The following is a 14783-nucleotide window of genomic DNA, read 5'->3' on the forward strand; positions in this document are numbered from 1 at the left end:
AGTCACAAGCTCGGAGGAACGAACAGTTTACTTTTGCTTCCTTTCTCAATCATAAATCTACTTAAAATTTCAAAAAACAAATCTAAAGGAGGAACGAGAAATCACACGCGGGATTCCGCAAACATAATAGACAATCTATGTGGTTACGAGTGTGATTTCTCCCTTCGGTCGAAATGACAAGATTGGGAAATTTCTTTTGAAAATAGAATTATTAGATTTAGATTTGAACTACAAATTATGATCTAAAAAATCTTAAAAGACTACATTACATTTATCAGAAGCTTCGAAGCTTTATTAAAAGATAAATACAAACAAAACGTAAATCCATGTTCGTTTTCTCGAACTTTTTTTGAAAGAGTAGGATCAATTGACGGAATTGAATATTATTTTCACGGAAGTGGATGCACTGCAAAAAAAGATGGTGTTATTTATGCTTACGATATTTCAATTTTTGAAAAGGATATAATCGAATTTTTCCAATGGAATCTTACTGAACTTATAAGAACTCATCCAGAATATCAGAAACTAAATTATACTGAAGATTATATCGAGTATGAACTTTATCAATTTATAAATAAAGGAATTTTAGAATGGTTAACTTTCGAAAAAATTGAAGGCAAAAATTTTGGATGTGTTTTTAAATGTTATAGAGTTGTCCAAGAAGCATTTTTTGTTGAAAAATTAATCTAATTCATATCTTTTTACCATTTTTTGGTAATATTCATCATCCGTTAGTTTTCCTCCATTAATTATTTTATTATCTGAGTCATATTCGTAAAAGCATAATGTAGTTTCTCCAACTGATAATGAAGTTCTGGTTAGTTGTCCATTTTCATTGTATTCATTATCCCAACCTAAATGACTTCCATTTTTGTATTCTTTCTCAAATGAGACAGTTCCGTCGAGATTTTTATCTAATACTAAATATCCTGTATAAAAAACTCCATTATGTAGTATTTTACGATATCCGTCATCGTCCCATCCACAATATTGAATTTGATCAAGATCGATTCTTAATTTATGAGGTTGTTTTAAACTCATTTGTTTTGTTTTTTATTGATTTTCTAATCTAAAATTTGACAAAAAAATATAGGTAAATATAAAACGTTATTTTGAGAAAAGATAAGCGGATGTAAATTTCTAACTAGTTTGTCATTTCGATTTCTATGATAAAACCAAATCTTTTTCATAAAAGGTTTGGTTTTTTATTACTGCAAAAACTCTATGGATTATTTTGTTTCTCACAGCATTTAAAACACTCATTTTGTTTTTTCCTTCATCAACTTTTCTAATGTAATATCTTCTCAGATCATTATCGAATCTAATTGCACTCATTGCTGCCAAATGCAGAATGGTTTTTAGGTTTTTATCTGCAAGCATTGATACTCCGGGTCTTCTTTTTAATGATGTTCCAGATTGAAAATCAAAAGGCACGACTCCGCTGTAGCATGCCATTTTTCTTGGATCAGTTATAACTGTAAAACCTTCTGTTTTTGATAATAATGTCCATGATAGAACTTGGCCCACTCCAGGAACAGATCTTATCAGTTTCTGTTGCTGGCTTAAACTTTGGTCATTATGTATTACTTTTTCAATATCATTTTCAATAATCTTAATCTGTGCATCAATGCTTTTAATAAGTTTGATGTTTAAGCTTTTCAATTCTTTATCCATTGCAATGCCTTTCATTAATTTGTAGTCATGCTGCTGAACCATAAGCTGTTTTTTGATTTTTATTCTTAAAGCTCTTTCGGTTAATAATATTTTTATCTTTTTAATGGAGCAGGAACTTGGTTTCCATTCCCTATTTTCCTGATAATTTTTTTCAATAAAACTACAAATTCGCAACGCATCAATTTTATCATTTTTGCCTCTGACAAGACCTATGCTTTTCTTGATATGCAAAGCAGATATTACATAAACCTTAAAGTTGAATTTTTCAAGTGCTTCAAACAGATTCCAATTGTATCTGCCAGTATTTTCCATAGCGATCATTACATTTTCACCTGAATATTTTTTGAAAAAATGCTTTATTGCCTGAATCTTATTCTCAATAGAAAAATAATTTACTGATTCCTCTTTAACACAAATATCCAAAGTCTTGCTGCTGATATCAATGCCGATAATAATGTTTTTCATAACTTTGCTTTTACGATTCAACAAATGATTTGAGAAATTCATCATAAGCTCAACTCCTTAATAACGGGTCACTAGCCCAAATTTCTATCTGAGTCTTTGATGAAAAGGAAGCTAAAGTCTTAATCGAAATATGAGTCACAAGCTCGGAGGAACGAACAGTTTACTTTTGCTTCCTTTCTCAATCATAAATCTACTTAAAATTTCAAAAAACAAATCTAAAGGAGGAACGAGACCCGAGCGATAGCGAATAGGCGAAGCAAATCTTCGCAAGAAACTCCACAATCTAAATCGATAATCTTTGTCGAGCTACTTGTGAAGATTTCTCGTTCCTCGAAAATGACAAACTTTGTGGTAAACTTTGACAAAGTTCTAATGAAAAAATTTATGTTCTCTCCTAGCCCCGATCGAAATGACATCTTTTTGTGGTGGGGTTCACCACAAAAAATATAATGTAGAGCGGGACAAAACGTTCTTAAAAACGAAAAATGTCCTGCTTCTAAAAAATATTAAAAGTGAAAACCTCAATAAATTCAAGGCTTCCTAATCCATCTATGGAACAATAAGAAAATATTATGATAAAAATATTTTGAAATTCAAAAATCCGCCATACATTTGCCTAACAGTGTTAAACGATTTAATACTTGAATACAATGGCTAGCAAAGATCGAATTTTAAGACAAAAAGAAGAGACAAGGAATAATATCCTTGGCGCTGCTTATGATATCGTAAAAGAAGAAGGCTGGAATGGTTTGAGTATGCGTAAAATTGCCGACAGAATCGAATATACTGCTCCTATTATTTATGAATATTTCTCAAATAAAGAAGCAATATTAGAAGAACTAACAGGCAAAGGTTTTATCAAACTGACAAAAGAACTGCAAATTGCAATTGATAAGTTTGAAAAACCCGAAGATCAATTAGAAGCCATGTGGATGACTTACTGGGACTTCGCTTTTACTAATACTGAAATGTATCAACTGATGTTTGGTGTTCAAATGACTTGTTGCGCACAGCGATGTTCGGCTCAAGAGGGACCTTACAAATTATTCACTCAGGTTATTGCTGAAGTAATGAAAGACAGCAATCCGAGTCAAGATATCATTAAACAAAAATATTTTACTTTCTTTTCTGTTATTCATGGTTTAATCGCCATCAACATCATTAACAAAAGCGATATTTTAGAAACAATAAATGCTCAGATTTTGAAGGATGCCATTGGTGGTATCATAAAATCTATACAATAAAAAATTTTCCAATTTTACTTAACAGTGTAAAATGATTTAAACGGGATAATATAAAATCCTTTTTTTTATAACTTTCGCTTAACACTGTTAGAAAATTTAATAAAGGTAATAAAAGCTTTTTTTTAGACTTTTACTTAACATCGTTAGATAATTTAATACTGATTTTGTAATAGAATTGGAAAGGCTTACTGTATGGAAATTTGCGCACTTTTACTTAACAACGTTAGATAATTTAATTCAATTAAATATGAATCCCGAGAATGCCAGAATGCCCAAAGAATTAATCCGAGAAAATGTTCAACCAATTAAAACCACTATGAAAATGAAAAATGTAATTATAACCAGTTTTATTCTGGCCTTAGTATTAAGCAGCTGTGGCGACAAAAATCAAGCTCCTACTGCTCCACCTCCACCGGTTTTACCAGTTTTAGCAATCACAAGTGCCAATACCACTACTGATGCTGAATATCCTGCTTCTATACAAGGAACTGTTGATGTTGAGATTCGTCCTCAAGTAAGTGGAAACCTAGACAGAATTTTTGTTGACGAAGGTGCTTATGTAAGTAAAGGACAAACTTTATTTAAAATCAATGAGCGTCCGTTTCGCGAGCAGTTAAACAATGCTTTAGCAAGTCTTCACGCAGCAGAAGCGGCTTTAATCAACGCTAATTTAGAAGTTGACAAATTGACTCCGCTAGTTCAGAACAAAGTAGTTTCTGATTATCAGTTAAAAACAGCTAAAGCTTCACAAAAAATTGCTTCTGCCAATATCGAACAGGCAAAAGCAATGGTAGGTTCTGCTAAAATCAATTTAGGATATACCAACGTAACCGCTCCTGTAAGCGGCTACATAGGAAGACTGCCTAAAAAACAAGGAAGTTTAGTTTCTGCTTCTGATGTTGAGGCTTTAACAACTTTATCAGACGTTCACGAAGTATTTGCTTATTTCTCTTTAGGCGAAACTGATTTCATCAACTTTAAAGAGCAATATAAAGGAAGTTCTCTTGGTGATAAAATCAAAAAATTACCTCCAGTTACTTTGATTTTAGCTGATAACAACGCTTATCCTCAAACCGGAAAAATTGATATGGTTGACGGTCAGTTTGATAAAACTACAGGAGCCATCACAATTAGAGCAACTTTCCCAAATGCAAACGGAACGTTACGTTCTGGAAACACAGGAAGAATCCGTTTAGGATTAAACCATGACGATGCGATTTTAGTACCGCAGTCAGCTACAGTTGAAATGCAAGACAAAGTATTTGTTTTCACTGTAGGCAAAGACAACAAAGTGACTAAAATGCCAATCATTGTTGTGGGTAAAAGCGGTACCAATTATTTAATTAAAGAAGGTGTAAAAACCGGCGACCAAATCGTGTTAAGCGGTATTGACAAACTTCAGGACGGGCAAGCGATTCAGCCTGAAAAATCAACTAAAGTTGCCGAAGTAACTAACAAAAAATAATCAGAAGAAATAATGTTCAAAATATTTATACAAAGACCTGTACTGGCAACCGTAATTTCCATTTTATTGGTGATTCTGGGAGTATTGGGTTTAACTAAACTGCCTTTACAACAGTTTCCTGATATTGCGCCACCATCGGTTTTGGTAACGGCGGTATATCCGGGAGCCAACGCAGAAACGGTTTTACGTTCTGTGGCACCTTCTATCGAAGAATCTATAAATGGTGTAGAAAACATGACTTATATGAGTTCTACAGCTAGTAACGACGGTACTTTGGCTATTACAGTTTTCTTTAAACTGGGTACAGATGCCGATCAAGCTGCGGTAAACGTACAAAACCGTGTTGCGCAGGCAACAAGCCAGCTTCCTGCAGAGGTTGTACAGCAAGGTATTGTGACAGCGAAACAGCAAAACAGTTTCATCATGGCAATTGGTATGTACACTGATGATGAAGCAAAATACGATCAGACGTTTGTGGCCAATTATGCGCAGATTAATATTATTCCGGAATTAAAACGTATTCCAGGTGTAGGTTCTGCCAGTATTTTTGGTGGTGTAAAAGATTACTCTATGCGTGTTTGGTTGAATCCAACACAAATGTCAACTTATAAAGTAACTCCAAGTGAGGTTATGGGTGCTATTCAAGACAAAAGTTTGGAAGCGGCTCCAGGGAAATTTGGAGAGCGAAGCAAAGAAGTTTTTGAATACGTTATTAAATATAAAGGGAAATTAACTAAACCAGAAGATTATGAAAATATTGCTATACGTTCTAATGCAGATGGCTCAGTACTTCGCTTAAAAGATGTAGCGAGAGTTGAATTGGGTGCGTACTCTTACAATAGTTTAACTCGTTTAAATGGTAAAAAAGGAATTGTAATTGGGGTTATTCAGTTAGCTGGATCTAACTCAAATGATATTCAGATTGCCATTAACAAAATGATGGAAAAGGCTTCTAAAGATTTTCCAAAAGGAATCAAACACAATATTTTCTATAGTACAAAAGTATCTCTTGACCAATCTATCGAACAGGTTGAACATACGTTAATAGAAGCTTTTATACTGGTATTTATTGTGGTATTTATCTTCTTGCAAGATTTTAGATCAACATTAATCCCGGCCATTGCTGTACCTGTAGCAATTTTAGGAACGTTCTTCTTCATGCAGTTATTCGGATTTTCGATCAACCTTTTAACACTTTTCGCATTAATTCTGGCGATTGGTATTGTGGTCGATGATGCCATTGTGGTAGTCGAAGCGGTGCATGCGAAAATGGAGCACAAACGTTTGTCTCCAAAAATCGCAACCCATGAAGCAATGCACGAAATAACGGGTGCTATTATCTCGATTACGCTGGTAATGGCTGCTGTATTCCTGCCGGTTGGTTTTATGGAAGGCTCAACAGGAGTTTTCTATCGTCAGTTTGCTTTTACGATGGCGATTGCAATTGTAATTTCGGCTGTAAATGCTTTAACATTGAGCCCCGCGCTTGCCGCATTATTCTTAAAAGATAATCACGGAGCTCACGATCACGACGCGCCTTATGTAAAAAAAGGATTTAAAGAGAAATTCTTTAGCGCTTTCAATAGCAGTTTTGAATCGTTGACAAACCGTTACACAGGCGGACTTAAATTCTTAATCAGAAGAAAATGGTTGAGTTTAGGCGGATTGGCTTTAATTACATTGGCAACAGTGGTAATGGTAAAAACAACTCCTCAAGGGTTTATTCCAACAGAAGATCAAGGATTTATTGCGATTGCAGTAAATACGCCATCTGGAACATCATTGGACGGAACTCAAAAAGTAATGACTGAAGCTGAGAATACTTTAAAAGCATTAGACGCTTCACGATTTGTAACCGCAATTTCAGGTTTCAACTTATTGACCAACTCTACAAGTCCATCATCTGCAGTAGTTTTCGTATTGCTTAAACCAAACGAAGAACGTGGAGAAGTAAAAAACATTGACGAAATCATGAATCAGGTTCGTGGTAAACTGGGCGCTATTTCTGGCGGAAGTTTCTTCGTATTCAGTTTCCCAACTGTTCCTGGATTTAGTAACGTTGAGGCTTTAGATTTAGTTCTTCAGGATAAAACAGGAGGAAAACTGGATAAATTCAGCGGTATTTCTCAAAACTTTATCGGCGAATTAATGAAACGTCCGGAAATTGCAGTTGCCTTTACCTCTTTCAAAGCAGATTATCCACAATTGCAATTGGAAGTTAACGACGAAAAAGCGAATCAATTGGGTGTTAATGTAAAAGACATTTTACAAACGATGCAGGCTTACTTTGGTAGCGCACAGGCATCTGACTTTAACCGATTTGGTAAATACTACCGAGTGGTTGTTCAGGCCGATATCGAAGACAGAGCAGATCCAACAGCAATTGACAGAGTTTTTGTAAAAAACAAAACAGGCGAAATGGTGCCAATAAATACATTAGTTAAACTAACTCGTATTTATGGTTCTGAAACCGCTTCTAGATACAATTTATTTAACTCAATTTCTATTAATGCGATTCCGAAACCTGGATTTAGTTCTGGAGACGCCATTAAAGCAATTGAAGAAGTAGCAGCACAACAATTACCTGCAGGTTACGGGTTTGAATTCTCGGGCCAGACTCGTGAGGAGATTTCTTCCGGAGGGCAATCGGCTACAATTTTCTTACTGTGTTTGATATTCATTTATTTCTTACTTGCTGCACAGTATGAGAGTTATATCCTTCCTCTAGCCGTTATCTTATCGATCCCTGCAGGTATTTTTGGAGTATTCGTTGCTATTGGTCTAACTGGAATTGAAAACAATATTTACGTACAAGTTGCTCTTGTCATGCTGATCGGGCTTCTCGCCAAAAATGCCATCTTGATTGTGGAATTTGCGGCGCAGCGAAGAAGATCAGGACAAGGTTTAGTAGCAGCTTCAATCATGGCAGCAAAATTACGTTTGCGACCAATTATCATGACGTCTCTTGCTTTTGTGGTAGGTTTAGTTCCAATGATGAGTGCCAAAGGCCCATCTGCACAAGGTAACCACTCCATCAGTATTGGGGCAGCTGGAGGGATGCTTTCGGGAGTAATTCTAGGATTATTTATTATTCCTGTTTTATTCATCATCTTCCAGCATTTACAAGAAAAAGTGAGTGGGAAACCAATCGCTGTAATTCATAACGAAGAAAAATAATAAATGGAAAACTATATAACAACCATTCTTGTCGCCATCATATTTGGCATCGGATATATATCGTACAGAATCTCAAGAGATCTAGAAACTAGAAAAGATACTTGTACAGAAATTTAATAAAAAGACTAATGAAAAATCATATAACCAAAATCGTGACCTTCGCCATTCTGATCACGACTTTAATATCCTGTAAAGTCTCAAAGGATATTGAAACTCCAAAAGATGCATTTCCTGAGAATTTCAGGAATGCATCGGTTTCGAGTGATACAACCAGTATTGCCGATGTGGAGTGGAAAAATTTCTTTACAGAAAAAGATATTATAAAATTAATTGACAGTGCCGTTGCGAGAAACAACGACCTTCAGATTGCCGAAAAGAACATCGAAATTGCGCAATACCGTTTTACGCAGTCAAAATGGGGAAATGTACCTCAGGTTAACTTATTTGTAAACGCAAGTACAAGCAATCCGTCAGACAATAGTTTTACGGGATTGAACTTAAATCAGGCAATTGGAGCTAAACATATTGACGACTATTCTGCTGGAGCTTCTCTTTCTTGGGAAGCTGATATTTGGGGAAAGATCAGAAACCAAAAGAAAGGGGCTTACGCAGGATATCTTCAATCTGAAGAAGTAAAAAAAGCATTGCAGACCAATATTGTTGCTAATGTTTCTAGAGGATATTATAATCTTTTGATGCTAGATGCACAATTGGATATTGCCAGACAAAACCTTCGTTTAAATGATAGTACAACGAATATTATCAAATTAAAATACGATGCGGGTCAGGTAACCACTTTGGCGATTCAACAATCGGAAGCACAAAAATTAAACTCAGCGCAATTGATTCCGTTATTGGAACAAAATATTGCGATTCAGGAAAACGCTTTGAGTGTTTTAACAGGTTCTTTTCCAAATTCTAAAGAAAGATCTATTCAATTAAGTGCAATTGAAGTAAAACACAATACAGCAATCGGAGTTCCATCTGCCTTAGTAAGCAGAAGACCTGATGTAAAAAGTGCCGAATTGGCTCTTAAAGCAGCTAATGCAAATGTCGGTATCACGAAAGCGGATTTATACCCAGCTCTCAGAATTACGGCTCAAGGCGGCTTAAACTCTTTCGAAACCAGCAATTGGTTCAACATTCCAGCTTCATTATTCGGAACTGTTGCAGGCGGGTTAACTCAACCTCTTTTAAATAACAAAAGAGTGAGAACACAATATAATATCGCTGTCGCGGAAAGAGAAAAAGCGGTTTTAAGTTTTAGACAATCAGTTTTGGTTGCTGTAAGCGAAGTTTCGGATGCTTTGGTTAAAGTAGAGAAATTACAACAACAGGAAACTTTCTTGAAAGAAAAAGTAAAAACATTGCAGCAAGCAATTAAAAATGCCAACCTTTTATTCAAAAATGGTATGGCAGAATATCTTGAAGTTTTAACTGCGCAGGCCAATTTATTGCAAAGTGAACTAGAACTTGCTGATATTAAAAGACAACAACTTACAGCCAATACAGATTTGTACCGCGCTCTAGGCGGAGGCTGGAAATAATACCTGTTACATTACCCGTTAATTATTTATTTTTTGAGATGAAAACGCTGTGGAACCTTTGGGTTTCATGGCGTTTTTTGTTTTTAAATTTGCCGCGAAGGCGCTAGGGCTCAAAGTTTTTTTAAGTTTCTTGTAGTCTCAATGCTTTCGGGATTGGAGATTAAACGGATTTTTATCTTATTTTGTGTCCTTTTGAGTGCCGTTAAAGGAGATGAAAAGTAATAGCTAGAAATGATAAATCTTCTCTACAAGCTCTAAACAGCAATTAAATCCTCTTGCCTCATTTCGTGCGATTTCTCTTTCTCAAAAAAATAATAAATCTTAACTTATTTTCTTACTTTTGAAAAATAAAACTTAGTGTTTTAGCGCCTTCGTGGCAGAAAATATCAATTAAACAAATTTAAACTAATGAAGAAAATAGCATTTTTTGCGCTTTTAGCTTTACTATTTACAAGTTGCAAACAAAACAGTTCAGAGCAAGAATTAGAATCAGCTAAAACCCCAGCTGATACTGTTACCGTAGCCAAAAAAGAAATAAAAGAGGAAAGTCCAGAAGAAGGAGATTGTAAGGATATAGAAGTTGAAATGGGATCTGGAAGAGAATGTATTCTAAAAGATACAGATATTAACCAGGTTTATCAAAATATCATTAAAAACAAAGAAGTAGATGAATCAGAATACTATTTGACCACTCTTCCAACAGAAAAAAAATCTATTGAAGTAAATAAAGACGGATTAATGTCTATTGATTATGAAATTACTAAAGACAAAGTAGCGATTACGATGAACTATGCAGGTGGTGTAACCGAAGTCACGCTAGAAAAAATAGATAATACAGTTAAAAGAAGTATTTATCATTATGCTGATTAATGCTAATAATTACTATTCTTTTGAGAAACCGCTATAAAGCTTTTTGTTTTTTAGCGGTTTTTTTTTTATTTGCCACAAAGGCGCTAAGTCTCAAAGATTTCTCTATGCTGATCATTAATTTTCAGTTTCTTTTTTATTCGAAAACATTTATAAAAATAATTCGTGGAAATTTGTGAAATTCGTGGCAACAAAAACTTTGTGTCCTAACGCCTTCGCTGCAAACCCTAAAAAAAAATGACTTTCAATAAAGAAACATACCTTAATAATCTAAAACAGACTATTGAAAGCTATTATCCTATTTCCGAAAAATCTTGGAAACTAATTGAAAGTATCACCAGTTTTCAAACACTTAAAAAAGGAGAAACACTATTACGAAATGGAGAAATTGCTAAAAATCTTCATTTTATTGCAAAAGGAGTTTTGCGAACTTTTATAACCGATGAAGAAGGAAATTTCTATAACAAAAACCTTTTTCTTGAAAATTATCTTGCGGGTTCTAAAGTTTCATTGATGCTTCAAACACCTTCCAATTTTACTATCGAAGCTTTAGAAGATTCCATTGTAATCAATATCAATTATAAAAAATACATTGAGTATATTAACGAAAATGACGATCTTAAAAACTTCTATATCGCTCACTTAGAAAGGCATTGGATTATCGAAAAAGAACAAAGAGAAGTCGCACTCGTTATGCAAAATGCCACAGAAAGATATATCACACTTCTTGAAAAACATCCTGACATGGCAGATCGTGTTCCGCTATTGCACATTGCATCGCATTTAGGCATTACTCCAACGCAGTTAAGCCGAATTAGAAAAAGTCTAGAAAAAGATTTGTAAATCAACATATGTAAAGGTTTTTCAGGAAAGCTCGTTTTATCTTTGTTTTAGATTTAATTCGATATCCAAAAAAAATGAAAAATAAAGATCTCATCAAAGATAATATTGACAATCTTACCACACTTTGGAAAACTGTTGCAACTCCTCTCCTTTCCTATCATAAAAATGATCCGTTCCAATTCAGTCAAATAAAAAATTCAGGCTGGCCCAATAGATTATGGTTTCGAGAAGATATTACCGAAGAAAGCTTTACGCAGATTATGGAAATCATGGAGAAAAATCCTGGTTTGGTTATTCCATACTGGGATATTTTTGGCAGCAATTCAAAATCATTTTTTGAAAAAAACGGCTTTAATATCCGTATTCATCTTGTGGCAATGGCTTTAAAATTAGGTCAAAAATTTCCGCTTCAAAGTAAGCTTACTTTCAAAAGAGTTCTAAATGAAGAAGATGCCAAAACCTGGTCAGATATTTATCCGCTATCTTTTAGTTATGTCATTAGTAAAGAAACACTGGTTCATAATTATGAAAATGTCAAATTTTATTTGGTTCATTTTGAAGGAAAAGCGATTGGAACACTAACACTTTTTCAAACAGGAAAAACAATGGGTATTCACGGCGTTGGTGTTATTCCAGAAATGCGCAAAAGAGGTTTTGCAGAAGAAATCATGAAATTCGCCATCAACGAAGCTATTGATGCCAATTGTAAATATGCACAACTACAAGCTTCTGCTTTAGGAAAAGGCATTTATACCAGATTAGGTTTTGAGGATTTGTTTACTATTACGAATTACCAACTGAGTTAAATTCCAAATTTTAAAATTCCAATTTATCAGCAAATTAATTCTCTCGCAAAGACGCGAAGTCGCAAAGTTTACTTTTTTAAGTTATTTTTCTTTGCGGCTTCGCGTCTTTGTGTGAGTTATTTTCATTGAAACTTTGACAAAGGTTTTTTAATTATAATTCTTCATGTTTAATGTCATGCTGGGCGAAATCGAAGCACTCGTACAGTTAAGCACACTAAATAGATTCAGCATGCGATCCTTCGACTTCGCTCAGGAAGACACTTAAAACCTTTACAACTTTGCGCCTTTGCGCCTTTGCGAGAACTATTTTCAATCTAAAATCCATATTCTATATTCTATATTCTATATTCTATATTCTATATTCTATACTCTAAAATCTAAAATCTACATTCTAAAATCTACATTCTAAAATCTACATTCTAAAATCTAAAATCAAAATCTTGTCCCAAATGCCCCCAAAATAGTCATAAATAGGTATTTCATGAAAAAATAAGAATAGTACATTTGTAATACATTAACTAATAACCATTTAAAACAAATACCCAATGAAGACAACAAAAATTATTTTTTGGACTACTACTATTTTAATCTTTTTATTTGAAGGCGTTATGCCAGCTTTAACCTCTCAAACTGAATTGGCCAAGGAAGGAATCAAACATCTAGGATATCCAGAGTATTTTGGAAATGCATTAGTTGTATTTAAAATTCTCGGAGTTTTAGCTTTAATTATTCCACAAGTTCCGGGACGTATAAAAGAATGGGCTTATGCAGGATTTGCTTTCGATTTTATTTTTGCTTCGATAAGTCATTTTGCAGTAGACGGAATCGGTTTTCAAGGATTCTTCCCTCTAATCGTTTTTGCCGTTTTAATTGTATCGTATGTAACATATCATAGAATACATCGTTATAAAAACATAGCACTCTAACAACCAAAACTTTATGATTGAAGTTTTTAAAACAAATGTTCAAGAAGCTGCTCAATGTTTGATCATCATTGAGAAGCTTCTTGAGCATTATCCAGACAGCTCGATCAACTTCGATTTAGAAGATTGCGACAAAATCCTCCGTATTCATGCATCCGATTTTTCGAATACAAAAATTATCGATATTTTAAATTCACACGGTTACTTCTGCGAAGCCCTTCCTTAAAAAATTAACACTTCTCAAATGCTTGATTTATAGTATTTTAATATTTTTTATTGTATATTTGAAGGAGTACCAGTTTCCCTAATTCTATAAATTAAATTTCACAGATAATGTACTGAGGTTTTATAATAAACCAATCGGTAAACATGAACTGTCGAATTCTCTATTTCTAAAATTAAAAAAAATGAAGAGCGCTATTCAAAATACCATACTGGAAACCTACACTAAATTGCATGATTTAGTTTCCTCTTTTTCAAAAGAAGAAATCAATATTGTTCCGTTTGAAGGGAGCTGGACTGCTGGTCAAACCACACAGCATATTACTCTGGCCTGCTCTGGTCTGACTATGCTTTTTGCAGGAAAAACAGAAAAAACAACTAGAGAACCTGATGAAAACGTAAAAGCTCTAGATGCTATATTTTTAGACTTCGCTACCAAATACCAATCACCCGAAAATATAAAGCCCCCAGATATCGAATATGAAAAAGGCACTTTGTTAGCTTCTATCAAAAAAATACAAAATGATTTGTTTGAAGCGGCAGAAACATACGATTTAACGCTTACTTGTCTGGACGCTAAAATACCTGGATTTGAACATTTCACAATTTACGAATGGCTTCGTTTTGCCATTGTACATGCGCAGAGACATACACATCAGTTAAAATCGATTTACGAATACATTAAAAAACAATAGAGCAGTATTTAACTAAAACTATTTTTATGAGATCAAAAGTTAGAACCATTGTTTCATCTGGTTTAGTTGCAGGAACATTAGACATCACTGCCGCTATTTTGATTTATGCAGGAATATTACATAAAACAACAGCAGAAAAAATTTTACAGTCTATTGCAAGCGGTATTTTTAAAAAAGAAGCGTACACAGCAGGGACAGAAATGACTTTTGTGGGCTTGGGACTTCATTTCTTAATTGCTTTTATTTTTGCTTGGTTTTATTTTAAGATTTTCCCTTACATCCCATTTTTTAAAATAAATACATTATTGTCGGGAGTCTCATACGGGTTCTTTATTTGGGTAATCATGAATCTTGTTGTTCTGCCCATTGTCTTTCCTGTTTTACCCGAGAAAAATTTAGATTTTCCGCTTTTGCTTTCTATTCTTATTGTAATTTGCTGTGTCGGGATTCCGATTGCTTTTATAACGAGAAAATATTACGCTAAATGGTATTAGAAAAAGGTACAAAGTGACAAAGGCTCAAAGGTGCAAAAGTCAAAAACTTTGAACCTTGCTACTCTGAACCTTTATAAAGAAAATTAAACCTTTCTTCTTCCTGTAATTAATGAAATGATAAACAGGACTAAAAAAATGAAGAATAAAACTTTTGCAATGCTTGCAGCTCCGGCAGCAATACCACCAAAACCAAAAATTCCAGCTATAATAGCAAGAATAATAAATATAACTGTCCAACGTAACATAGTATTGATTTTTTAAGTTCTTAATATGACTATTTTATAAGCCTTTTTTGTGTATTTCAAAGTTCTTTTATTCCTACAAATCTTATTAACTCTATACGCTTAATTGTTATCCCTAT

General features: G+C 34.0%; 15 protein-coding genes. 12 read left to right on the forward strand and 3 right to left on the reverse strand.

Going from position 1 to position 14783, the window contains the following annotated elements; all coding sequences use genetic code 11:
- Positions 1–249 precede the first annotated feature (249 nt).
- The gene (locus SOM12_RS24155) at positions 250–690 is read left to right on the forward strand and encodes a DUF6896 domain-containing protein (RefSeq protein ID WP_414655679.1); all 441 of its coding nucleotides are present in this window, start codon (positions 250–252) and stop codon (positions 688–690) included.
- Here SOM12_RS24155 and SOM12_RS17820 read toward each other — a convergent pair.
- Complete coding sequence (locus SOM12_RS17820) at positions 682–1041, reverse strand: hypothetical protein (protein WP_320494667.1); 360 nt, start codon at positions 1039–1041, stop codon at positions 682–684. The genes SOM12_RS24155 and SOM12_RS17820 overlap by 9 nt on opposite strands.
- A 123-nt stretch (positions 1042–1164) precedes the next feature.
- Positions 1165–2139, reverse strand: a complete 975-nt coding sequence (locus tag SOM12_RS17825; RefSeq protein WP_320494668.1) for an IS110 family transposase — start codon at positions 2137–2139, stop codon at positions 1165–1167.
- A gap of 650 nt (positions 2140–2789) precedes the next feature.
- Between SOM12_RS17825 and SOM12_RS17830 the strand changes: the two genes are divergently transcribed.
- The 11 genes from SOM12_RS17830 to SOM12_RS17880 all read left to right on the forward strand — a co-directional run bounded on the left by SOM12_RS17830 (position 2790) and on the right by SOM12_RS17880 (position 14422).
- On the forward strand, positions 2790–3383 hold the full coding sequence (locus SOM12_RS17830; RefSeq protein ID WP_068842436.1) for a TetR/AcrR family transcriptional regulator: 594 nt from the start codon (positions 2790–2792) through the stop codon (positions 3381–3383).
- A gap of 247 nt (positions 3384–3630) precedes the next feature.
- Positions 3631–4848, forward strand: coding sequence for an efflux RND transporter periplasmic adaptor subunit (locus SOM12_RS17835; protein ID WP_320494672.1), 1218 nt, complete (start codon positions 3631–3633; stop codon positions 4846–4848).
- A gap of 12 nt (positions 4849–4860) precedes the next feature.
- Positions 4861–8025, forward strand: a complete 3165-nt coding sequence (locus tag SOM12_RS17840; protein WP_320494673.1) for an efflux RND transporter permease subunit — start codon at positions 4861–4863, stop codon at positions 8023–8025.
- Between the two features lie 128 nt (positions 8026–8153).
- On the forward strand, positions 8154–9572 hold the full coding sequence (locus tag SOM12_RS17845) for a TolC family protein (RefSeq protein ID WP_095931606.1): 1419 nt from the start codon (positions 8154–8156) through the stop codon (positions 9570–9572).
- 408 nt (positions 9573–9980) lie between these two features.
- Positions 9981–10442, forward strand: coding sequence for a hypothetical protein (locus tag SOM12_RS17850; RefSeq protein WP_320494675.1), 462 nt, complete (start codon positions 9981–9983; stop codon positions 10440–10442).
- A gap of 234 nt (positions 10443–10676) precedes the next feature.
- Complete coding sequence (locus tag SOM12_RS17855; protein ID WP_320494677.1) at positions 10677–11282, forward strand: Crp/Fnr family transcriptional regulator; 606 nt, start codon at positions 10677–10679, stop codon at positions 11280–11282.
- Between the two features lie 74 nt (positions 11283–11356).
- Entirely contained in the window at positions 11357–12088 is a 732-nt protein-coding gene (locus tag SOM12_RS17860; RefSeq protein ID WP_095931609.1) for a GNAT family N-acetyltransferase, read from the forward strand.
- Between the two features lie 545 nt (positions 12089–12633).
- Positions 12634–13014, forward strand: a complete 381-nt coding sequence (locus SOM12_RS17865; protein ID WP_095931610.1) for a DoxX family protein — start codon at positions 12634–12636, stop codon at positions 13012–13014.
- Positions 13015–13027: 13 nt separating this feature from the next.
- Positions 13028–13237, forward strand: a complete 210-nt coding sequence (locus tag SOM12_RS17870; RefSeq protein ID WP_095931611.1) for a hypothetical protein — start codon at positions 13028–13030, stop codon at positions 13235–13237.
- Positions 13238–13418: 181 nt separating this feature from the next.
- Positions 13419–13928: a DinB family protein gene (locus SOM12_RS17875; RefSeq protein WP_320494681.1), complete on the forward strand. Its 510-nt coding sequence runs from the start codon at positions 13419–13421 to the stop codon at positions 13926–13928.
- Positions 13929–13954: 26 nt separating this feature from the next.
- Positions 13955–14422: a DUF1440 domain-containing protein gene (locus tag SOM12_RS17880; RefSeq protein ID WP_095931613.1), complete on the forward strand. Its 468-nt coding sequence runs from the start codon at positions 13955–13957 to the stop codon at positions 14420–14422.
- An 83-nt stretch (positions 14423–14505) separates the two neighbouring features.
- Here SOM12_RS17880 and SOM12_RS17885 read toward each other — a convergent pair whose 3' ends face one another.
- Positions 14506–14667 (reverse strand): DUF1328 family protein, encoded by a 162-nt coding sequence (locus SOM12_RS17885; protein ID WP_008467744.1) that lies wholly within the window; start codon positions 14665–14667, stop codon positions 14506–14508.
- Positions 14668–14783 lie beyond the last annotated feature (116 nt).

It is taken from the genome of Flavobacterium sp. CFBP9031 (genome assembly GCF_034044945.1).
Taxonomy (GTDB): domain Bacteria; phylum Bacteroidota; class Bacteroidia; order Flavobacteriales; family Flavobacteriaceae; genus Flavobacterium.

What these genes read in the sequence shown, in the direction of transcription:
- SOM12_RS17855 (WP_320494677.1), top strand. Translation starts at nt 10,677, where the DNA reads ATGACTTTCAATAAAGAAACATACCTTAATAATCTAAAACAGACTATT.
- SOM12_RS17865 (WP_095931610.1), top strand. Translation starts at nt 12,634, where the DNA reads ATGAAGACAACAAAAATTATTTTTTGGACTACTACTATTTTAATCTTT.
- SOM12_RS17870 (WP_095931611.1), top strand. Translation starts at nt 13,028, where the DNA reads ATGATTGAAGTTTTTAAAACAAATGTTCAAGAAGCTGCTCAATGTTTG.
- SOM12_RS17845 (WP_095931606.1), top strand. Translation starts at nt 8,154, where the DNA reads ATGAAAAATCATATAACCAAAATCGTGACCTTCGCCATTCTGATCACG.
- SOM12_RS17885 (WP_008467744.1), bottom strand. Translation starts at nt 14,667, where the DNA reads ATGTTACGTTGGACAGTTATATTTATTATTCTTGCTATTATAGCTGGA.
- SOM12_RS17840 (WP_320494673.1), top strand. Translation starts at nt 4,861, where the DNA reads ATGTTCAAAATATTTATACAAAGACCTGTACTGGCAACCGTAATTTCC.
- SOM12_RS17880 (WP_095931613.1), top strand. Translation starts at nt 13,955, where the DNA reads ATGAGATCAAAAGTTAGAACCATTGTTTCATCTGGTTTAGTTGCAGGA.
- SOM12_RS17825 (WP_320494668.1), bottom strand. Translation starts at nt 2,139, where the DNA reads ATGAAAAACATTATTATCGGCATTGATATCAGCAGCAAGACTTTGGAT.
- SOM12_RS17835 (WP_320494672.1), top strand. Translation starts at nt 3,631, where the DNA reads ATGAATCCCGAGAATGCCAGAATGCCCAAAGAATTAATCCGAGAAAAT.
- SOM12_RS17850 (WP_320494675.1), top strand. Translation starts at nt 9,981, where the DNA reads ATGAAGAAAATAGCATTTTTTGCGCTTTTAGCTTTACTATTTACAAGT.
- SOM12_RS17875 (WP_320494681.1), top strand. Translation starts at nt 13,419, where the DNA reads ATGAAGAGCGCTATTCAAAATACCATACTGGAAACCTACACTAAATTG.
- SOM12_RS17860 (WP_095931609.1), top strand. Translation starts at nt 11,357, where the DNA reads ATGAAAAATAAAGATCTCATCAAAGATAATATTGACAATCTTACCACA.
- SOM12_RS17830 (WP_068842436.1), top strand. Translation starts at nt 2,790, where the DNA reads ATGGCTAGCAAAGATCGAATTTTAAGACAAAAAGAAGAGACAAGGAAT.
- SOM12_RS17820 (WP_320494667.1), bottom strand. Translation starts at nt 1,041, where the DNA reads ATGAGTTTAAAACAACCTCATAAATTAAGAATCGATCTTGATCAAATT.